The organism is Kitasatospora sp. NPDC001132, from assembly GCF_053598415.1.
This window is the reverse complement of the sequence record NZ_JBSFKF010000020.1, coordinates 64,919-84,853: the sequence shown is the minus strand read 5'-3', so window position 1 is coordinate 84,853 and position 19,935 is coordinate 64,919. Positions and strand designations below refer to the sequence as shown.

At 74.7% G+C, this 19,935-nt stretch carries 15 protein-coding genes; 13 read left to right on the top strand and 2 right to left on the bottom strand.

All coding sequences use genetic code 11. The annotated features are described in order from the left end of the window. Window positions 1-55 precede the first annotated feature (55 nt). From ACWDBE_RS24810 to ACWDBE_RS24770, 9 genes are all read left to right on the top strand, one after another. Entirely contained in the window at window positions 56-1,276 is a 1,221-nt protein-coding gene (locus ACWDBE_RS24810) for an FAD-dependent monooxygenase (RefSeq protein ID WP_449809078.1), read from the top strand. Between the two features lie 57 nt (window positions 1,277-1,333). Next, window positions 1,334-1,855: a MarR family winged helix-turn-helix transcriptional regulator gene (locus ACWDBE_RS24805; protein WP_449809077.1), complete on the top strand. Its 522-nt coding sequence runs from the start codon at window positions 1,334-1,336 to the stop codon at window positions 1,853-1,855. Window positions 1,856-2,011: 156 nt separating this feature from the next. Beyond that, window positions 2,012-2,500: a hypothetical protein gene (locus ACWDBE_RS24800; protein ID WP_449809076.1), complete on the top strand. Its 489-nt coding sequence runs from the start codon at window positions 2,012-2,014 to the stop codon at window positions 2,498-2,500. Further along, entirely contained in the window at window positions 2,497-3,363 is an 867-nt protein-coding gene (locus tag ACWDBE_RS24795; protein ID WP_449809075.1) for an NmrA family NAD(P)-binding protein, read from the top strand. Before ACWDBE_RS24800 ends, ACWDBE_RS24795 begins: the two co-directional genes overlap by 4 nt. Window positions 3,364-3,754: 391 nt before the next feature. Then, window positions 3,755-7,729: a Pls/PosA family non-ribosomal peptide synthetase gene (locus ACWDBE_RS24790; protein WP_449809074.1), complete on the top strand. Its 3,975-nt coding sequence runs from the start codon at window positions 3,755-3,757 to the stop codon at window positions 7,727-7,729. 47 nt (window positions 7,730-7,776) lie between these two features. Then, a complete protein-coding gene (locus tag ACWDBE_RS24785) occupies window positions 7,777-9,102 on the top strand; it encodes a M1 family metallopeptidase (RefSeq protein WP_449790164.1) in 1,326 nt (441 codons plus the stop codon). A gap of 183 nt (window positions 9,103-9,285) precedes the next feature. Continuing rightward, complete coding sequence (locus tag ACWDBE_RS24780; RefSeq protein ID WP_449809073.1) at window positions 9,286-10,665, top strand: serine hydrolase domain-containing protein; 1,380 nt, start codon at window positions 9,286-9,288, stop codon at window positions 10,663-10,665. A gap of 371 nt (window positions 10,666-11,036) precedes the next feature. After that, a complete protein-coding gene (locus ACWDBE_RS24775; RefSeq protein WP_449809072.1) occupies window positions 11,037-11,873 on the top strand; it encodes a GNAT family N-acetyltransferase in 837 nt (278 codons plus the stop codon). After that, entirely contained in the window at window positions 11,870-12,796 is a 927-nt protein-coding gene (locus ACWDBE_RS24770; RefSeq protein WP_449809071.1) for a lysophospholipid acyltransferase family protein, read from the top strand. The genes ACWDBE_RS24775 and ACWDBE_RS24770 overlap by 4 nt, the downstream gene beginning before the upstream one ends. A gap of 101 nt (window positions 12,797-12,897) precedes the next feature. Here the strand turns inward: ACWDBE_RS24770 and ACWDBE_RS24765 are convergent, their stop codons facing one another. Beyond that, window positions 12,898-14,463 carry an MFS transporter gene (locus ACWDBE_RS24765; protein WP_449809070.1) on the bottom strand — a complete coding sequence of 522 codons (1,566 nt, stop codon included), beginning with the start codon at window positions 14,461-14,463 and terminating at the stop codon, window positions 12,898-12,900. 137 nt (window positions 14,464-14,600) lie between these two features. On the opposite strand from ACWDBE_RS24765, the gene ACWDBE_RS24760 reads away from it, so the two are divergent. The 3 genes from ACWDBE_RS24760 to ACWDBE_RS24750 all read left to right on the top strand — a co-directional run bounded on the left by ACWDBE_RS24760 (window position 14,601) and on the right by ACWDBE_RS24750 (window position 17,435). Further along, the gene (locus tag ACWDBE_RS24760) at window positions 14,601-15,299 is read left to right on the top strand and encodes a TetR/AcrR family transcriptional regulator (RefSeq protein ID WP_449790159.1); all 699 of its coding nucleotides are present in this window, start codon (window positions 14,601-14,603) and stop codon (window positions 15,297-15,299) included. Window positions 15,300-15,355: 56 nt separating this feature from the next. Continuing rightward, on the top strand, window positions 15,356-16,318 hold the full coding sequence (pip, locus tag ACWDBE_RS24755; RefSeq protein ID WP_449809069.1) for a prolyl aminopeptidase: 963 nt from the start codon (window positions 15,356-15,358) through the stop codon (window positions 16,316-16,318). Between the two features lie 118 nt (window positions 16,319-16,436). Continuing rightward, on the top strand, window positions 16,437-17,435 hold the full coding sequence (locus ACWDBE_RS24750) for a YdcF family protein (RefSeq protein WP_449809068.1): 999 nt from the start codon (window positions 16,437-16,439) through the stop codon (window positions 17,433-17,435). Window positions 17,436-17,580: 145 nt separating this feature from the next. Here ACWDBE_RS24750 and ACWDBE_RS24745 read toward each other — a convergent pair whose 3' ends face one another. Continuing rightward, window positions 17,581-18,129, bottom strand: a complete 549-nt coding sequence (locus tag ACWDBE_RS24745; protein WP_449809067.1) for a PaaI family thioesterase — start codon at window positions 18,127-18,129, stop codon at window positions 17,581-17,583. Between the two features lie 256 nt (window positions 18,130-18,385). Here ACWDBE_RS24745 and ACWDBE_RS24740 point away from each other — a divergent pair, with 256 nt between their 5' ends. Further along, window positions 18,386-19,876 carry an extracellular catalytic domain type 1 short-chain-length polyhydroxyalkanoate depolymerase gene (locus ACWDBE_RS24740; protein WP_449809066.1) on the top strand — a complete coding sequence of 497 codons (1,491 nt, stop codon included), beginning with the start codon at window positions 18,386-18,388 and terminating at the stop codon, window positions 19,874-19,876. The last annotated feature ends 59 nt before the right edge of the window (window positions 19,877-19,935 follow it).

Genomic DNA, 19,935 nt, shown 5'->3' with positions numbered 1-19,935 from the left:
GTACGCTCTTTCTACAGCTGTAGAAAGCAGTGAGGCGACACAGGAGGGACCGGGCATGAGCAACAACAGCGCGGTGGTGGTCGGGGGCGGGATCGGCGGGCTGGCGGCCGCGATCGGGCTCCGGCTGGCGGGGTGGGACGTGACCGTGGTCGAGCGGGCGGCCGTCCTGGACGACGCGGGGGCCGGCATCTCCCTGGCCGCCAACGGGATGCGCGCGCTCGCCGCCCTCGGAGTCGGCGAAGCGGTCGAGGCGGCCGCCCGCCGCCAGTACACCGGCGGCACCCGCACCCCGGACGGCCGCAGGCTCGCCGCCATGGACGGCGCGGCGCTGGAACGCGAGCTGGGCGCCCCGATCGTCGGGATCCCCCGCGCGGCCCTGCACCGCGTCCTGCGCGAGGCGCTGCCCGCCGAGTCCCTCGTCGTCGGCGCCGAGGTGACCGGGGTGGACACCACCCAGCCGTTCCGGGTCCGGGTCGACCTCGGCGGCACCACCCCGGAGGCGGGCCGCCCACAGCCGGGCCACCCGGAGGCGGGCCATCTGGAGGCCGACCTCCTGGTGGCGGCCGACGGCATCAACAGCCGCCTCCGCCGCCACCTCTTCCCCGACCACCCCGGGCCGGCCTACAGCGGCTCGACGGTGCTGCGCGCGATCACCGAGCGCCCGGTCGACGGCCTGAAGGCGGACTTCGAGCTGACCTGGGGCCACGGCGCGGAGTTCGGCCACATCGCCTTCCCGGACGGTACCGCCGAGTGGCACGCGGTCCTGAACGCCCCGGCCGGGGTCCGCTACCCGGACCCGCTGACCGAGGTCCGCCGCCGGTTCGCACGCTGGCACGAGCCGATCCCCGCACTGCTGGCCGCGACCCGGCCGGAGGCGGTCCTGCACCACGACGTCAACGAGTTGGCCACCCCGCTGCCGTCCTACGTCTCGGGCCGGATCGCCCTGCTCGGCGACGCCGCGCACGCCATGACGCCCCACCTCGGCCAGGGCGCCTGTCAGGCCCTGGAGGACGCGGTGACCCTGGCGGCGGCGCTCACCGAGACCCGGACGGTCGAGGGCGCGCTCGCCCGGTACGACGCGGTCCGCCGCCCGCGCAGCCAGACCGTGGCCCGCGACGCCCGCCGGGCCGGCCGGATGGGCCAGCAGCTCGCCCACCCCCTGGCGGTCGGCCTGCGCAACGCCGCGATCCGGCTCACCCCGCCCGGCGCGATGGTCCGGACCGTCCTGCGGCACGCCGACTGGACGCCGCCTCGGATCGCTCCCCGTGCCGCCTAGGCACGAGCCCAAGGTCACACTTGACCGGCAATCAGGTTAGGCACCATACTACTTCTCGTGACCCAGCACCCCGAGAGCGGCCCGACCGCCCCCAGCCTCGACCAGGCGCGCCGCCAGATCGCCCGCTACGGCCTCACGGCCGATCCGCAGGCGATCCTGGTCGCGACCCGGCTGATGGCGGCGGGCGCCCGACTCGGCCAGGCCGGCGAGGTGCACTTCGGCCGCTTCGGCCTCTCCACCGGACGCTACCGACTGCTGGCGGACCTGGAGGACCACGGCGGCGAGAAGTCCCCCTCCCAGCTCGCGGCGAGCCTGGGCGTCTCCCGGGCGACCGTGACCGGCCTGGTCGACGGCCTGGAGCGGGAGGGCCTGGTGGCCCGGCGGCCGTCCACCGAGGACGGCCGCGGCAACGTGGTGATCCTCACCGCGCGCGGCGCCGACCGCCTGCGGGAGCTGGCACCCGAGCACTTCGCCCGGATGCAGGCACTGGTGGGAGGCCTGACCATCGAGGAGCGCGGCACGTTCCTGGACCTGCTGGCCCGGGTGGTCGCGGGCATGGACGCACTCACCGAGGACTGACCCACCCCGGGGCGGGCCGCAATCCGGCGGCCCGCCTCTCTTCAGCCAAATGGTTAGGCACCTAAGCACTGGCAAACACTTAGCTGCCTAACCATGGCCCGTCGAGCACGGCTGACCGCAGCCGGCCACAGCTGCCCACACACGAAAGGAAGACCCATGAGCAAGAAAGCCCCCGGCGCTCCCCCGCCCTTCGTCCTGTGGCGCGAGGTCCTGGTCGCCTACGCCATGCCCGCCGTCACCGCGGGGGCCGGCGGAGCCGTCACCGGCCAACCGCAGCTGGTGGCCGCCGCGCTCACCACCATCGGCGGCACCTCCGCACTGGTGGCCGCCGCCCTCGGCGCCACGCTGCGCCGCCGCCCCGCCCGCACCCGGCCCGCCCGGACCCCGCGCGTGCTCGCGGCCGCCGCCCTCGGCCTGGCCGCCGCCGCGCTCGGCCTGGCGGTCGGCCTCGCCGCCGCCCGCTGGCTGCCGCAGCTCCCGGCGCTCGCCGACAGCCCGTGGCCGAAGCGACTGCCGATCGACCTGCCCGTCTCCTCGGCGATCGCCGCCACCATCACCACCTGGCGCTGGCGCAGCAGCCGCCCGACCCGCACCGCGCAGCACCGACTCCCCGCCACGCCCCGACCCGAAAGGCAGACGTCATGATCGTCATCATGGGCGCCGCCGGCGCCACCGGCGGCGCCACCCTGCGCAGCCTCGCCGCCCTCGGCGCGCCGAGCCGCGCCCTCAGCCGCGACCCCGCCCGACTGGCCGCCACCCTCGACGAGCGCACGCTCGCCCGGACCGCCGTCCTCCCGGCCGATGCCGCCGACCCCGCCTCCCTGCGCACGGCCTTCCGCGGAGCGCACCACCTCTTCCTCACCATGGCCAACGGCCCGCAGCAGGTCCGGTACGAGCTGAACGCGATCGAGGCGGCGGTCGACTGCGGCGTGGAGCACGTCGTCAAGGTCTCCGCACCCGCCGCCGAGCCGGGCTCCCCCGTCGCCGTCTCCCGCGGCCACCACCTGATCGAGGAGCGACTGCGGTCCTCCGGCATCACCACCACCGTCCTGCGGCCGTACGCGTTCATGCAGAAGCTGCTGCTCCTGGCGCCCGGCATCGCCGCCGCCGGGGTGGTGCACGGCGCGATGGGGCAGGCGCGGTGCAACTACGTGGACGTCCGGGACATCGGGGAGGCCGCCGCCGAGGTGCTCACCCGCCCCGAGCTGGCGGGCGGCACCTATCCGCTCACCGGCGGACGGGCCTACAGCCACCCCGAGCTCGCCGCGCTGCTGGGCGAGCTGCTCGGGCGGCCGGTCCGCTACCTCGACCTGAGCCCGTCCGAGCTGCACACCCACCTGGTCGGCCGGGCCGGGATGCCGGACTGGCTGGCCACCCACGTGGTGGAGATCCAGCAGCTCGCGGTGGTCCGCAAGGAGACGCCGGACGACACCTTCCTCCGCCTCGCCGGACACGCTCCGCGCACCCTGGAGGCCTTCCTCGGCGAGAACCTGCACCGGTTCCGCTGACCGTCGGGCACGGTGGCGGGCCGGGACCGAACCCGGGATTTCCGGCCCGGAAGAGCCCGACCCGCCGCTGTCGCCACCCGAAGGGAGCAGCATTCGCTGTGGTGTGGATCACGGTCGAAAAATCGACCTGACGATCAGTCAATTCGACTGACGTAGCGTCACATCGATGACAAGAAGGCTCAGTTATCAGCTGATGATTCATCAGATTCGGCTGTTCCGACGCCAGTTGGCCCGAGTTTCCGATCCTGCCCGGCCACCGTGCCAGGGCTACCATCGGTCGGGTTGTCCGCTCCGGCCCCGGAGTGGGATCACCCGGTCAGGTGGTGTTCCCACCGCCCCAGGGGCCGGGCATCGGTCGGAACGGGGCGAGGACGAGGAGCGAACGGCTGCCATGACAGCTGAACCGAGCCACCCGGAGCAGTACGCCACGCCACCGCAGGAACCGACGGCGCAGGAACCGACGGCACAGGAACCGGCCCCTCAGGCCGCGCAGGCCCCGCAGGCCCCTCAGGCCGCGCCCGCCCAGCCCGAGCAGCCGCTCGCCCTGTTCCCCGGCCGCCCCGCCGCCGCCCCGCGCACCCTGGTCGACGTGCTGGACGCCACCGTGCGTGCCCACCCCGACGAGCCCGCCCTGGACGACGGGCGCACCGTGCTCAGCTACCGCGCGCTGGCCGCCGAGGTCGAGCGGCTGCGCCGCCGGCTGGCCGCCGCTGGGATCGGCCCCGGCGACCGGGTCGGCGTGCGCGTCCCCTCCGGCACCAACGACCTCTACGTCTCGATCCTCGCGGTGCTCGCCGCCGGGGCCGCCTACGTCCCGGTGGACGCCGAGGACCCGGACGAGCGCGCCGAGCTGGTCTTCGGCGAGGCCGCCGTCGCCGCCGTGCTCGGCGCCGGGCACGGCCTGGCGACCACCGGTGAGCGCGCGCCCGCGCTGGAGCGCCGCCCCACCCCGGCCGACGACGCCTGGATCATCTTCACCTCCGGGTCGACCGGCAAGCCCAAGGGCGTGGCCGTCACCCACCACAACGCCGCCGCCTTCGTGGACGCCGAGGCCGCGCTCTTCCTCCAGGAGGAGCCGATCGGCCCCGGCGACCGGGTGATGGCCGGCCTCTCGGTGGCCTTCGACGCCTCCTGCGAGGAGATGTGGCTGGCCTGGCGGCACGGCGCCTGCCTGGTGCCGGTCCCCCGCTCCCAGGTGCGCAGCGGCGCCGACCTCGGCCCCTGGCTGGCCGAGCAGGAGATCACCGTGGTCTCCACCGTCCCGACCCTGGCCGCGCTGTGGCCGGCCGAGGCGCTCAACGAGGTGCGGCTGCTGATCTTCGGCGGCGAGGCCTGCCCGCCCGAGCTGGTGCAGCGCCTGGTCACCGAGGGCCGCGAAGTGTGGAACACCTACGGCCCCACCGAGGCCACCGTGGTCGCCTGCGCCGCCCTGCTGACCGGCGACGGCCCGGTGCGGATCGGCCTGCCGCTGGACGGCTGGGACCTCGCCGTGGTGGACGAGGCCGGTGTGCCGGTCGCTCCCGGCGGCACCGGGCAGCTGGTGATCGGCGGAGTGGGCCTGGCCCGCTACCTCGACCCGGAGAAGGACGCCGAGAAGTACGCCCCGCTGCCCTCGCTGGGCTGGGAGCGCGCCTACCGCAGTGGCGACCTGGTCCAGGCCGACCCGGCCGGCCTGCTGTTCCTCGGCCGCACCGACGAGCAGATCAAGCTGGGCGGCCGCCGGATCGAGCTCGGCGAGGTCGACGCGGCCCTGCAGGCCCTGCCCGGCGTGGCGGGCGCGGCGGCCGCCGTACGGACCGCGCGCGGCGGCAACCAGCTGCTGGTCGGCTACCTGGTGGTCCAGGACGGCTTCGACCGCGAGCAGGCCGTCGAGCGGCTGCGCACCGAGCTGCCCGCCGCCCTCGTGCCGCTGCTGGCGACCGTCGAGACCCTGCCCACCAGGACCTCCGGCAAGGTCGACCGCAACGCCCTGCCCTGGCCGCTGCCCGAACTGGAGACCGCCGGCCCGGGCGAGGAGCTGTACGGCACCGAGGCCTGGCTGGCCGAGCAGTGGGCGGAGATCCTGGGCATCAAGGTCGGCGGCCCGCGCGACGACTTCTTCGCGATCGGTGGCGGCAGCCTGGCCGCCGCCCGGCTGACCACCCTGCTGCGCACCCGCTACCCGAGCGCGGCCGTACTGGACATCTACCAGAACCCGACGCTGCGCAAGCTCGCCCGGCACCTGGAGCGCACCGCCGGCGACAGCACCGAGGCCAGGACGATCGCCCTGGTCCCGACCAGGACCAAGCTGCTCCAGCTGCTCCTGCTGATCCCGCTGTTCACCGTGGTCGGCCTGCGCTGGACGGTCGCCCTGCTGGCCGCCGGGAACCTGCTCACCCACCTCGGCGACTACCCGTGGGCGCCCACCGCCTCCTGGTGGTGGGTCGGCGCGGGCGCGCTCGCGCTGTACACCCCGCCGGGGCGGCTGGCCATCGCGGCCGGCGGCGCCCGGCTGCTGCTGCGCGGCCTGCGCCCGGGCAGCCACCCGCGCGGCGGCTCCGTCCACCTGCGGCTGTGGACCGCCGAGCGGCTCGCCGAGCTGAGCGGCGCGGACTCGCTGTCCGGCGCCTGGCTGGTGCGCTACGCCAGGGCGCTGGGCGCCAAGGTCGCGCCCGAGGTGGACCTGCACTCGCTGCCGCCGGTCACCGGGATGCTGAAGCTGGGCCGCGGTTGCGCGGTCGAGGCCGAGGTCGACCTGTGCGGCTACTGGCTGGACGGCGACCGGCTGCTGATCGGCCAGGTCAAGATCGGTTCCGGTGCCGTGGTCGGCACCCGCTCGACCCTGCTGCCCGGTGCCCGGGTCGGCAAGCGCGCCCAGGTGGCGGCCGGCTCCAGCGTCACCGGCCAGGTGCCGACCGGCCAGCGCTGGGGCGGCGCGCCCGCCGTCAAGCTGGGCCGCGCCGAGCGCGCCTGGCCCAAGGAGCGCCCGGCCCGCCGGGCCGGCTGGGCCTCGCTGTACGGCGTCAGCGGTGCCGTGCTCAGCCTGCTCCCGGTGCTGCCCGCGCTCGCCGCGCTGGCCGTGCTGTCCCGGTTCGTCGACCAGGGCGCGGCCCTCGGCCCGGCGCTCGGCGGCGCGCTGCTCGGGCTGCTGCCCGCCACGCTGGCGTTCGGCGCGGTGTACGCGGCGCAGCTGGTGGCACTGGTCCGGCTGCTGAGCACCGCCCTGGTCCCCGGGACGCACCCGCTGCACGGCCGGGTCGGCTGGCAGGCGTGGACCGTCACCCAGCTGATGGACCGGGCCCGCGAGGTGCTGTTCCCGCTCTACGCCGGGCTGGTCACGCCGCTGTGGCTGCGCGCCCTCGGGATGCGGGTCGGCCGTGGCGCGGAGGTGTCCACGGTGCTGGCGCTGCCCAGTCTGACCACGGTCGGCGACGGCGCGTTCCTGGCCGACGACACCCTGATCGCCCCGTACGAGCTGGGCGGCGGCTGGGTGCGGCTCGGTGAGGCGAAGGTCGGCGAGCGGGCGTTCCTCGGGAACTCGGGGATGACCGCGCCGGGCCGCTCGGTGCCCAAGCGCGGCCTGGTGGGCGTGCTGTCCGCGACGCCGGCGAAGGCGAAGAAGGGCGGCTCGTACCTGGGCATGCCGCCGATGCGGCTGCCGCGCTCGGCGGACCAGGCCGACCAGAGCCTGACGTACGAGCCGCCGGCCCGGCTGCTGTGGGCGCGCGGGCTGGTCGAGGTGGGCCGGCTGGTGCCGGTGCTGGCCTCGGGGGCGCTGGGCATGCTGACCGTGGCGGCGCTGTCCTGGCTGGCGGCCGGCTCGCCGCTGACCGCCGCGCTGCTGTCGGGCGTGGTGCTGTCGGCGGCCGGTGTGCTGGCCTGCGTGGTCGCGGTGGCGGCCAAGTGGCTGCTGGTCGGGCGGTTCCGGGCGGTGGAGCACCCGCTGTGGAGCGGCTTCGTGTGGCGCAACGAGCTGGCGGACACCTTCGTGGAGATGCTGGCGGTTCCGTGGCTGGTCGGTGCGGTGCCCGGCACCCCGGTGCTGAACCTGTGGCTGCGCTCGCTCGGCGCGCACGTCGGGCACGGGGTCTGGTGCGAGAGCTACTGGCTACCCGAGGCGGACCTGGTCACCCTGGGTGACGGGGTCACCGTCAACCGGGGCTGCGTGGTGCAGACGCACCTCTTCCACGACCGGATCATGCGGATGGATACTGTGGTCCTCCGCGAGGGCGCCACCCTGGGCCCGGGCGGCATCGTGCTGCCCGGCAGCACGGTGGGCGCGCGCAGCACGCTGGGCCCGGCCTCGCTGGTGATGCGCGCCGAGTCCGTCCCCGCCGACACGCGGTGGCTGGGCAACCCGATCGAGGCGTGGCAGACCGCGCCGTGACCACTTCCCCGTCCCCCCGTCCCGGCCCGCAGGAAGCGCACGCCCCCGTGAAGCCCAAGCACGTCCCGGCGGCCGCCGGTGCCCCGGACCCGTACTTCCCGACCAGCGGCGACCACCGCTACCGGGTGCACCGCTACGAGCTGGCGCTGGACTACCGGCCCGGGCCCAACCGGCTGGCCGGCTCGGCCCGGCTGAGCGCGGTCGCGGACGCGGCACTGGCGGAGTTCGCGCTCGACCTGGCCGAGTTCCGGATCGGCCGGGTGCTGGTCGACGGCCGGGCCGCCCGGTACACCCACCGCGGCGGCAAGCTGCGGATCCGCCCCGCCAAGGCGCTCGCGCCGGGCGCGGCGTTCACCGTCGAGGTGCACTACACCGGCAACCCGCGCCCGGTGCGCAGCCCGTGGGGCGGCCTGGGCTGGGAGGAGCTGACCGAGGGCGCGCTGGTGGCGAGCCAGCCGGTCGGCGCGCCGTCCTGGTTCCCGTGCAACGACCGGCCCGCCGACAAGGCGACGTACCAGATCGCGATCACCACGGCGTCCCCGTTCACCGTGGTGGCGAGCGGCCGGCTGCTGACCCGCACCACCAAGGCGTCCAGCACCACCTGGGTGTACGAGCAGAGCGCGCCCACCCCGACGTACCTGGTGACGGTGTCGATCGGGCACTACCGGCCGGTGCCGCTGGCGGTGCGCCCGGCGGTGCCGCAGACCGGCTACGTGCCGGAGCGGCTGGCCGCCGCCTTCGCCCGGGACTTCGCCCGGCAGCCGGAGATGGCGGCCTACTTCGGCGAGGTCTTCGGCCCGTACCCGTTCGGCGAGTACGCGGTGGTCGTCGCCGACGAGGAGCTGGAGGTCCCGGTGGAGGCGCAGGGCGTCGCCACCTTCGGCACCAACCACCTCGGCGGCGGCTGGGAGCGCGAGCGGCTGATCGCCCACGAGCTGGCCCACCAGTGGTTCGGCAACAGCGTCACCGTCGCCGACTGGCGGCACATCTGGCTCAACGAGGGCTTCGCCAAGTACGCGGAGTGGCTCTGGTCCGAGCACGCCGGCGGCCCGGGCGCGGCCGTGCACGCCGCCGCCGCGCACCGGCTGCTGGCCGGGCTGCCGCAGGATCTCCGGCTCGGCGACCCGAGCCGGAAGCTGATGTTCGACGACCGGCTGTACCAGCGCGGCGGACTGGTGGTGCACGCGCTGCGGCGGGTGCTCGGCGACGACGCGTTCTTCGCGATGCTGCGGGACTGGACGAGCGCCAACCGGCACGGCGTGGTCTCCACCGACGACCTGCGCGCCCACGCCGCCCGGTACACCACCGCCCCGCTCGGCCCGCTCTTCGAGGCCTGGCTGGAGCGGCCGGAACTGCCGCCGCTGCCGGACTGACCGTTCCGGCCGATCGGGTCGGTGGGGCGGTCGATCGGGGCGGGTGGCTCGGGAGGGGGCTCGGGGCGGGTGGCTCAAGGCGGGTGGAACGGGCCGGAGCCGGGCATGCCGGGGTAATCCGCTCGGCCCCGCGTCCGGGCTGGACTACTGTCCGTACACATGTCGATGAGTCCAGAAGCCCACATGACCGACCTGCCCCCCGAGCTGCTGCCCGCCACCCGCCGCGCGCTGCTGCACCGGCTCGCCGTCGCCCAGGCCGAGGGACGCACACCCTCGATGGTCGCCGGGGTGCTGCGCGACGGACGGCCGGTGTGGAGCGGCGCCCGCAGCATGGTCGACGGACACGCGCCCACCCCCGACGTCCAGTACCGGATCGGCTCGCTCACCAAGACCTTCGTCGCCGTGCTGGTGCTCCGGCTGCGCGACGAGGGCCTGCTCGACCTCGCCGACCCGCTCTCCCGCCACCTGCCCGGCTCCCCCGCCGACGACGCAACCATCGCCCAACTGCTCTCGCACTCCTCGGGCCTGACCGCGGAGACCCCGGGCCCCTGGTGGGAGCGGACCGACGGTGCCCTGCGGCCCGGCCTCGACGACATCCTGGAGGCCGAGCGGCCGCTGAAGCACCCGGCCGGGCGGGTCTACCACTACTCCAACCCCGGCTACGCGCTGCTCGGCGCGCTGGTGGCGAAGCTCCGCGGCGAGCCCTGGGGCGAGGTGCTGCGCCGCGAGGTGCTCGCCCCGCTCGGGATGGAGCGCACCACACTGCTGCCCGAGCACCCGCATGCCGGGGGCTTCGCCGTCCACCCCTGGGCCGACGTCCTGCTGCCCGAGCCGCTCACCGACACCGGACTGATGGGCCCGGCCGGCCAGCTCTGGTCCACCATCGCCGACCTGGCCCGCTGGGCGGCCTTCCTGTCGGCCGGCGACGACAAGGTGCTGTCCGCCGACACCGTCGCCGAGATGCGCCGCCCGGCCGTCGCCCCGGACGACGCCGAGTGGACCGGCGGCTACGGCCTCGGTCTGCAACTGCGCCGCCACGAGGGCCGGTTGCTGTACGGGCACACCGGCTCGATGCCCGGCTTCACGGCGGGTCTGTGGATCAGCGAGTCCGACGGCCTGGCCGCGTACGCCCTCTCCAACGTGACCAGCGGTGCCAGCGCCGCGGCGCTGGCCGCCCAGCTGATCGCGCTCACGGCCGAACTCGAACCCCGGCTGCCCCAGCCGTGGCGCCCCCTGGCCGAGGTGGACACGGAGCTGCTGGAGCTCACCGGCCCCTGGTACTGGGGCGCCATGCCGGCCGCCCTGCGACTGCGGCCCGGCCGGGTCCTGGAGCTCACCCCGCTCACCGGCGCCGGCCGGGGCTCGCGCTTCCGGCCCGAGGCGGACGGCACCTGGACGGGTGTCGAGAACTACTACGCGGGCGAGACCCTGCGGGTGGTCCGCCACCCCGACGGCACCGTCAGCCACCTCGACGTCGGCTCCTTCGTCTACACCCGCGAGCCGTACGGCCCGGCCGGCGCCGTCCCGGGCGGGGTCGACCCGGAGGGCTGGCGGGTGTTCTGAGCCGAGCGTCGCGACCGTGACGGCCACGGCGTGCCGACGACGTGAGGTCTGGCGTGACGGCCGGCCGTCACGGCCGGGCGTGACGGCGGGGGCGTGACGGCGGGGGCGTACGGTGCGGTCGTACGCCCCCGCGGCAGGTGCTGTCCACCCCCGGCAGGCGAGCGCCCGATGCCGGTCAAGTGACCACCGGGCCACGGGTGTTCCCATTCAACAGGTGCACATCTGCGCTCCGCCGGGCCGCAACATAAATGCCAACCGATTCGGAGAGACATACGGGGACCGGTTCGCGTCCATGCCCAACCGCCTGCGGACCGGGACGGTGCCCTGGCGATCCACGGCACCGCCGATCGTGCTGCCCTGGAGGGTCCGCCATGACCACCGTCCCCACGTACGCTCCGTCCGCAGTCGCCACCACCCACGACGCCCCGGCGGTCCCCGCGCCTCGCCCCCAGCCCGCCGCCGCCCCGGCCACGTACACCGTCTCCCTCGCCCGCGACGAGGACGACGTGCGCGCCGCCCAGCGGCTGCGCCACCAGGTCTTCGGCGCCGAGCTCGGCGCCGTGCTGCACAGCCCGGTCGCCGGCCTGGACGTCGACCCGTTCGACGAGTACTGCGACCACCTGCTGGTCCGCGAGGGCGAGCAGGGCGCCGTCATCGGCACCTACCGGCTGCTGCGGCCCGAGGCCGCCCGCCGGGCCGGCCGGCTGTACTCCGACGGCGAGTTCGACCTCTCCGCGCTCGCGCCGGTCCGCCCGGGCCTGGTCGAGCTCGGGCGTTCCTGCATCCACCCGGACCACCGGGGCAACGGCGCCGTCATCAACCTGATGTGGGGCGGCATCGCGCGCTACCTGGCCGACACCGGCAACACCTGGGTCGGCGGCTGCTGCTCGATCGAGCTGGCGGACGGCGGCGCCACCGCGGCCCGCGTCTGGGACACCGTCAGCGCCAAGTACCTGGCGCCCGAGGAGTACCGGGTAACCCCGCACCGGCGCTGGGACGCCACCGGGGTGGCGCGCGCCGAGCGGGGCGCACTGCCGGCCCTGCTCCGCGGCTACCTGCGGCTGGGCGCCTGGGTCTGCGGCGAGCCCGCGTACGACCCGGACTTCGACTGCGCCGACCTGTACGTGCTGCTGTCGCTGGAGCGCACCGACCCGCGCTACCTGCGGCACTTCCTGTCCGGCATACCCGCCTCGGGCGCCTCGTCATGAGCGCCTGGCTGCCCACCGCGACCTGCCGGCCCGAGACCTGCCTGGCCGACGCCTCGCCGGAGGTGTCCCACCCCCGGCGGGCGCTGCGGCTGGCGGCCTGTCTGGCGGCACTGCTGGCGGGGATCGTGCTCATCCCGCCGGCCCGGCTGGTCCCGTACGGCACCCGGATCCGGCTGGTCCGGTTCTGGGCGCGGGTCGTGCTGCGCAGCCTCGGGGTGACCGTCCACCTGGCCGGGCCCGGCGGACCGGGTTCCGGCGGGCCCGGCTCCGGTGGGCCCGGCTCCGGCGGGCCCGGCTCCGGTGGGCCCGGCTCCGGCGGGCCTGGTCTCGGCGGGCCCGGCTCCGGCGGGTCGGCTCCCGGCTCGGGCGGCGGGGTGCTCGTGGTGGCCAACCACGTGTCCTGGCTGGACATACCGTTGCTCGCCGCCGGGCAGCCGGGCCGGTCGCTGGCCAAGACCGAGGTCCGACAGTGGCCAGTGCTCGGCCCGCTGACCGCCCGCTGCGGCACCGTCTTCCTGGACCGCGACCGGCTGCGGACGCTGCCGGACACCGTGGAGGCGGTGGCCGGGGTGCTGCGCTCCGGGCAGCCGGTGATCGTCTTCCCGGAGGGGTCGACGTGGTGCGGGCGGGAGAGCGGCCGGTTCCGGCCCGCACTGTTCCAGGCGGCGGTGGAGGCGGGGGCCGACGTCCAGCCGGTGACGATCCGCTACCGGCTGGCGGACGGGCGGCCGACCAGTGTGCCCGCGTTCATCGGGGACGACGGGCTGCTCACCTCGCTCGCCCGGGTGGTAGCCGCCCGCGGGCTGGTCGCCGACGTGACCTTCCTGCCGCCGATACCGCCTCCCGGCCCGCAGCCCAACCGGGCGGGCGCCCGGCGCGAGCTGGCCCGCAGGGCACAGGCGGCGATCGAAGGCATCCGCTGACGGGACGCCGGTGAGACCGCCGGTCGTGGTCGGCCGGTTCCGGTCGCCGGTCGCGGCGGCGAGGCGTGGCGGCAGGTCGCGGCGGCAGTGTGCGCGGCAGGTCAGGCGGAGCGGGCCCCGGCCGGCTCCGCCGGTCGCGGACGGGCGGCTTCCGACGGCGCGATCGGACGGGCCCGGCCGAGCAGGACGGCGACCAGGACGGCTGTGGCCAGGAGCGCGAGCGCCCCGCAGCGCGCGGCGAGGTGGATGCCTTCGACGAAGGCGCCGTCCACCGCCTCCTGGAGCGGCCCCGGCAGGGCCGCCGCCGCGCCGCCACCGCCGTGCACCGCACCGGTGGGGGCGTTCGCGACCGGGCCGACGGCCTCCGGTGGGACGCCGAGCCGGTGCAGCGCGCCCGCCAGGGAGTCGGTCAGCCGGTTGGTCAGGACGGCGCCCAGCACCGCGATCCCCAGCACGCCGCCGAGTTCGCGCAGGGTGTTGATGGTCGCCGAGGCCATCCCGGTCTGCGCCGGGGCGACCCGCTGCATCACCCCGATCGACACCGGGGTGAAGGTGAGCCCCATCCCGAGGCCCATCGCGAACAGCGTCCACAGGTACTCGGGGTAGCGGGCGTGGTCGCCGTACAGCGACAGTCCGCCGAGGCCGGCCGCGCAGAGGACGAGGCCGAGCACCAGCGGCGGCCGCGGCCCGTGGCGGGCGGTCAGCCGGCCGGAGAGCGGCGCGGCGACCACCAGCATCGCGGTCATCGGCAGCCCGGCGTAGCCCGCGGCGGCCGGGGACCAGCCGAGGGTGCCCTGCATCATCAGCGGCAGGAAGAACAGCGCGCCGAACATCCCGAAGCTGACCATGAACCCGCTGAGCAGCGCGCCGCCCAGCATCCCGTCACGGAACAGCCGCAGTTCCAGCATCGGTTCGACGAGGCGCAGTTCGAGCAGCAGGAAGGCGAGCAGCAGCGCGACGGCGGCCACGCCGCAGCCGAGCACCCGGGGATCGGTCCAGCCCCGGTTCGGGCCCTCGATCAGCGCGTAGACCAGCAGGCCCAGTCCGGCGGCGGACAGGGCTAGACCGCCGAGGTCGATCCGACGGGCGCGCGGCGGGATGTCCGGGAGCACCCGGACGGCCAGCAGCAGTCCGGCGACGCCGATCGGCACGTTGATCCAGAACACGCTGGCCCAGCCGAGGTGTTCGACCATCGGGCCGCCGACCACCGGGCCGACCGAGAGGCCGAGCGCGGAGACCCCGGACCAGGTGGCGATGGCCTTGGCCCGCTCCTGCTCGTCGGTGAAGACGTGCCGCAGCAGGGCGAGGCTGCCGGGGGTGAGCAGCGCGGCGCCGACGCCCTGGAGCATCCGGGCGCCGACCAGCACGCCGATCGTCCCGGCGAGCGCGGCCCCGGCCGAACCGAGGGTGAAGAGGGCGAGGCCGAGCCGGAACACGCGGGTGCGGCCGTACCGGTCGCCGAGCGCGCCGCCGGTCAGCACGAAGGCCGCGTAGACCAGGCTGTAGCCCTCCGCGACCCACTGCAGGCCGCTGATTCCGGCGTCCAGGTCCCGGCCGATGCGGGGCAGGGCGTTGTTGACGATGACGTTGTCCAGCATGGACATGAACATGGTGACGCAGAGCGTGAGCAGCGCGAGCCGTCGGCGGCGGGCACTCGACTCGTCCATGGATTCCCTCCCGGTCATGAATACCTAACAGTGTTAGGGGTCGACGTGGCAGCCACAGACTGCACCTAACGGTGTTAGATTGCAAATGAGAATCCACCGCGGGAATCCACCACACAGCCGGAGGCGTCCGCACAGCCATGCCGCAGAACCACACCGACACACCCGGAACCGACGGCACGACACCCGCCGTGACCAGGGAGGCCCTCGCCCAGGCCGCACTGCGGGTGCTGGAACGGGACGGCCTGACCGGACTGTCCATGCGCAAGGTCGCCGCCGAGGTCGGCGTCAAGGCCGCCTCGCTGTACTGGCACGTCCGCAACAAGCAGGAGCTGCTCGACCTGCTCACCGACGCGGTGATGGGCTGCGCCGAGCCCCCACCGCGCGAGGGCGGCTGGCGCGAACAGTTCCACGAGTACTGCCGGCGCTACCGCCGACTGCTGCTCGACACCCGGGACGCGGCCAAGGTCGTCGCCGGCCGGCTCGCCCCCGGGCCCAACCTGCTCGGCCTGATGGAGGACCAGCTGGAGCGGCTCCGCGCGGCCGGCTTCTCCGACGCCGACGCCGCCATGGCCAACTACCTGCTGGGCGCCTTCGTCCAGGGCTTCGTGCTCCAGGAGCAGTCCCCGATCTCGGCCTCCGAGGTCCTCGGCAGCAGCCGCCGGGACATCGCCGACGCCGCCGGAGACCTGTTCCGCGGCCTGCCCGCCGAGACCTTCCCCAACCTGGTCGACCTCGCCGACGACCTCACCGTCCCGAACATGGACGCCCGCTTCGAGTTCGGCGTCCAGCGGATCCTCGACGGCCTCGCGGCCCTGCTGCCGCCGGAGCGGCGCTGACCCGACGCCGGGGTAGGCTCGCCGGGCCCACCCGCACGACGACGGAGGAGTCACCCATGGCCGAGCCCTACCCCCTCTACGAGCCGTACGCGCAAGGCCTGTTGGACGTCGGCGACGGGCAGCGGATCCACTGGAACACCTCCGGGAACCCGGCGGGCAGGCCGGCCGTGGTGGTGCACGGCGGGCCCGGCTCCGGCCACAGCCCGGGCTCCCGGCGGTACTTCGACCCGGAGCGCTACCGCCTGGTCCAGTTCGACCAGCGCGGCTGCGGGCTCAGCCTCCCGTCCGCAGCCGACCCCTCGACCAGCCTGGAGCACAACACCACCGCGCACCTGATCGCCGACATGGAGCGGCTGCGCGAGTACCTCGGCATCGACAAGTGGCTGCTGTACGGCGGTTCGTGGGGCTCCACGCTGATCCTCGCGTACGCCCAGGCCCACCCGGAACGGGTCTCCGCGATCGTGATCTGCGGGGTCACCATGACCCGCCCCGAGGAGACCGACTGGCTCTACCGGGGCGTGGGCCGCTTCCTGCCCGGCCCCTGGGAGGCGTTTCGGGACTTCCTTCCGCCCGCCGACCGCAACGGGGACACCACCGAACTGCTCGCGGCCTACAGCCGGCTGCTCGACAGCACCGACGAGTCGGTCCGGCGGGCCGCCGCCAACGCCTGGGCCACCTGGGAGGACGCGGTCATCTCGCACGAGACGCTGGGCAAACCGAACGCGTACACCGACCGCCCCTCCGACGCGCTGATGGCCTTCACCCGGATCACCGCGCACTACTTCTCGCACCAGGCCTTCCTCGAGGACGGCCGGCTGCTGCGCGACGCCGGGCGGCTGGCCGGAATCCCCGGCGAGCTGATCCACGGCAGGCTGGACCTCGGCGGCCCGCTCGACACCGCCTGGCAGCTGGCCAAGGCCTGGCCGGACGCCCGACTGACGGTCATCGACGAAGCCGGGCACACCGGAAGCCCGCGGATGGCGGAGGCGGTCCTGGCGGCGGTCGAGCGCTTCGCCTGAGCGGCCACGCGCCTCGGCTGAGCCGCCGCGAGCTTCTGCCGAGCCGCCGTGCGCCGCCCCGGACGGTTGGGCCGCTCGTGCGAATGGTCCAGACCGAGTAAGCCCTACCATACGACGCATGATCGCCTATGCCCCAGCCGCCCTGTTCTTCCTGTTGTTCGGAATCGGGGTACTACGCGACCGCCGCCGCTTCAGCAACGCCGTCCTGCTCGGCATCGCCGTCTCCCTGCTCTCCCTCGCCCTGCTCGCCGAACTCCGCAAGGCGCCCAGCATGGTGATCACGCTCGCGGCGGCGGTCATCGTCCTCCTCCCCGCCCTCGGCGCGGCGGCCCTGGTCTGGTTCCTGCTCGCCAACGGCCTGACCATGATCCGCAAGGAGGGCAGGCGGCCGGCCAACCTGCTGTCACTGCTCGCCGGGCTGGGCATCCTCGCGGTCATCGGACTGCTGGTCGCGGCCCTCGTCTTCCACTCCCGGCAGCTGGCCGCCCTGGCCGGCACCGCCGTCCTGGTGGTCGGCTACGTCTCCTTCCTGTTCACCTGCTTCGTCGGCTACGCCTTCCTGTACAGCCGCCACCGACCGCGCCGTGACGTGGACTTCGTGGTCGTGCTCGGCTCCGGGCTGATCGGCGGCGAGCGCGTCCCCCCGCTGCTGGCCAGCCGGCTGAACCGGGGCCGTGAGGTGTACGAGAAGCAGGCAGCCCGCGGCAACCCGCCGGTGCTGATCACCTCGGGCGGCCAGGGGCCGGACGAGAAGCTCCCGGAGGCCCACGCGATGGCCGACTACCTGGTCGAGCGCGGCTTCCCCGAGGAGCACATCGAGCGGGAGGACCGCTCGCGCACCACCGAGGAGAACCTGCTGTTCAGCAAGGCCATCATGGAGCAGGCCAAGCCCGGCTACCACTGTGTCGTCGTCACCAACAACTTCCACGCCTTCCGGGCCGCCCTGCTCGCCCGTCAGACCGGCGTCAACGGCCATGTCTTCGGCTCGCCCACCGCCCGGTACTACTGGCCGAGCGCGACCATCCGCGAGTTCGCCGCGATCTTCCTCTCGCACAAGCTGGTCAACTTCGGGATTTGCGGCTTCATCGCCCTCTGCGGGGTGCTCGCGGCCCTCTGAGCCACCAGGGGACCCCTGACTCGGCACGCCTGTGGAGTCCCGCTGGGTGGGCCCCGGTCGCCGCGGCGACCGGGGCCCACCCGTTCCGGGGACGAGGCCGCTCCGGTGGGGACGAGGCCTGACCCGGAGACAACGAGGCCGCCGGTCAGGCGGTCGGACGGGGAGTCAGGATCGCGCAGGTGGTGGTGGCGTGGGCGTAGAGCTTGCCGTTCTCCGCGCCCACCACCCTGGCCTCGGCCGTGGCCATCGTCCGGCCCAGGTGCAGCACCACGCCCTCGCAGCGCAGCGGCCCCGAGTCGGCGAACAGCGGGCGCAGCATGTGGACGTTGAGCTGGGTGGTGGTGTAGCCCACCCCGGCCGGCAGCCTGCTCATCACCGCGCAGCCGAGCGCCGAGTCGAGCAGGGTGGCGAGGTAGCCGCCGTGCACGGTGTTCATCGGGTTGTAGAGGTGGTCTCCGGGCTCGCCCTGGAACACCGCCGTCCCAGGCTTCACCTCGGTCAGGTGGAAGTCCATGGTGCTGCAGATCGAGGGCTCCGGGATCCGTCCGGCGATCCACTCCAGCAGGATCTCCTCCCCGGTCAGGTGGGCGTACTCGGTGATCGGCAGGCCGGGCGTCCAAGTGTGCGTCCGGGTGCGCTGCTCCGGGCCGTTCGCGGGCTGCGGGCCTTCGGGGGCGGTCTGATCGGTGGTCATGGGATCAACCTGCCCGCTTCGACCGTTCGCTTCAAGTGCCGTCCGCCGTGGGGCCGGTACGGTCCCCGGGCGGCTACCGGGGCTCGCGCCGGACCGGTGGACAGCGGGACGGCGCGACGGCACGACGGCACGACCATGGCGGTCTGCCCCATGCCCGCGCGGCGGACCCCGGATGACCGTCACATGGCACCTGGGCACCGGGCACGCCACTCTGCACGGGACCGACCCCCACTCCTCCCCCCACCCAGGAGCCCCCATGCCACTGCGCCCCACCGCCACGGCACTGCTCACCGCCGCCACCCTCGCCCTCGGCACCGCCGCCCCCGGCGCGGCCGAGGCCTCCCCCGCCGCGGCCCCCGTGACGGCCTCCGCCGCGTCTCCCGCGCCCGCCGCCGCGAGCGGCAGCTTCCAGCAGGTCACCGGGTTCGGCACCAACCCGGGAAACCTCGCGATGTACACCTACACGCCCGCCGGACTGCCCAGCGGCGCGCCCCTGGTGGTCGCGCTGCACGGCTGCGTCCAGAGCGCCACCGACTACTACCGCAACTCCGGCTGGACCAAGTTCGCCGACCAGTACGGCTTCGCGGTGGTGTTCCCGCAGACCGGCAGTGCCAACAACAGCCTCTCCTGCTTCAGTTGGTTCGACGCGAGCAAAGCCGCCCGGGGCGTCGGCGAGGCCAGGTCGGTGGTCGAGATGGTCACCAAGGCCGAGTCCTTGTACGGCTCGGACGCCCACCGGGTGTTCGTCACCGGGCTCTCGGCCGGCGGCGGGATGGCCGCCGACCTGTTGGCCGACTACCCCGACGTGTTCGCCGGCGGCGCGATCGATTCCGGACTGCCCGCCCACTGCGCCACCAGCCAGGCCGCCGCCTCCGGCTGCCAGAACTCCGACCAGGGGCTCACCCCGGCCCAGTGGGGCGACAAGGCCCGGTCCGCGTACCCGGGTTACGCCGGGCCGTGGCCCCGGGTGGCGATCTGGCAGGGCACCGCCGACACCGTGGTCAGGCCGGTGAACGCGACCGAGCTGCGGGACCAGTGGACGAACGTCCAGGGCATCGGCCGTCAGCCGAGCAGCACCCGGAGCCTCCCCGGCGGCACCACCCAGGAGCTCTACGCCGACGCGAGCGGAATGCCCGCCGTGGCCGTGTTCACGATCAGCGGGATGGGCCACGGCCTGGCCGTCCACCCGGGGGCCGGGGCCGACCAGTGCGGGGCGACCGGCGCCTACTTCCTCGACACGATCTGCTCCGCCTACCACACCGCGCGGTTCTGGGGGCTGGACGGCGGCTCCGGCCCCACCGACCCGGGACTGCCGGCCCCGAGCGGCCTGACGGCGACCGCAGGCGCCGGGTCGGTCGCCCTCGGCTGGCAGGCCGTCAGCGGCGCGGCCTCGTACCAGGTCTTCCGCAACGGCACCCAGGTCGGCAGCGCGAGCGGCACGGCCTTCACCGACACCGGGCTCACGGCCGGCACCACGTACAGCTACACCGTGGCGGCGGTCGACGCGTCCGGCGCGGCGGGTCCCCGGTCGGCGGCGGTGACGGCGACCACCCCGGGCGGCGACACGCCCCAGTGCTTCACCGCCAGCAACTACGACCAGGTCCTGGCTGGCCGCGCCACCCAGAGCGGTGGGCTGACCTACGCGCTCGGCTCGGGCCAGAGCATGGGGCTCTGGAACACCTTCGTCACCCACACCCTGAAGCAGACCGGCCCGGGCTACTACGTGCTCGCCGACGGTCAGTGCTGAACGGGCGGCAGCCGTCGCGCCACCGAGCAACGCCGCGACGGCCCGCCTCGCCGCGCCCG

Excerpts from the sequence above, each read along its gene's own strand:
- ACWDBE_RS24810 (WP_449809078.1), top strand. The coding sequence starts at position 56 with ATGAGCAACAACAGCGCGGTGGTGGTCGGGGGCGGGATCGGCGGGCTG.
- ACWDBE_RS24800 (WP_449809076.1), top strand. The coding sequence starts at position 2,012 with ATGAGCAAGAAAGCCCCCGGCGCTCCCCCGCCCTTCGTCCTGTGGCGC.
- ACWDBE_RS24795 (WP_449809075.1), top strand. The coding sequence starts at position 2,497 with ATGATCGTCATCATGGGCGCCGCCGGCGCCACCGGCGGCGCCACCCTG.
- ACWDBE_RS24790 (WP_449809074.1), top strand. The coding sequence starts at position 3,755 with ATGACAGCTGAACCGAGCCACCCGGAGCAGTACGCCACGCCACCGCAG.
- ACWDBE_RS24780 (WP_449809073.1), top strand. The coding sequence starts at position 9,286 with ATGACCGACCTGCCCCCCGAGCTGCTGCCCGCCACCCGCCGCGCGCTG.
- ACWDBE_RS24775 (WP_449809072.1), top strand. The coding sequence starts at position 11,037 with ATGACCACCGTCCCCACGTACGCTCCGTCCGCAGTCGCCACCACCCAC.
- ACWDBE_RS24770 (WP_449809071.1), top strand. The coding sequence starts at position 11,870 with ATGAGCGCCTGGCTGCCCACCGCGACCTGCCGGCCCGAGACCTGCCTG.
- ACWDBE_RS24765 (WP_449809070.1), bottom strand. The coding sequence starts at position 14,463 with ATGGACGAGTCGAGTGCCCGCCGCCGACGGCTCGCGCTGCTCACGCTC.
- ACWDBE_RS24760 (WP_449790159.1), top strand. The coding sequence starts at position 14,601 with ATGCCGCAGAACCACACCGACACACCCGGAACCGACGGCACGACACCC.
- pip (WP_449809069.1), top strand. The coding sequence starts at position 15,356 with ATGGCCGAGCCCTACCCCCTCTACGAGCCGTACGCGCAAGGCCTGTTG.
- ACWDBE_RS24750 (WP_449809068.1), top strand. The coding sequence starts at position 16,437 with ATGATCGCCTATGCCCCAGCCGCCCTGTTCTTCCTGTTGTTCGGAATC.
- ACWDBE_RS24745 (WP_449809067.1), bottom strand. The coding sequence starts at position 18,129 with ATGACCACCGATCAGACCGCCCCCGAAGGCCCGCAGCCCGCGAACGGC.
- ACWDBE_RS24740 (WP_449809066.1), top strand. The coding sequence starts at position 18,386 with ATGCCACTGCGCCCCACCGCCACGGCACTGCTCACCGCCGCCACCCTC.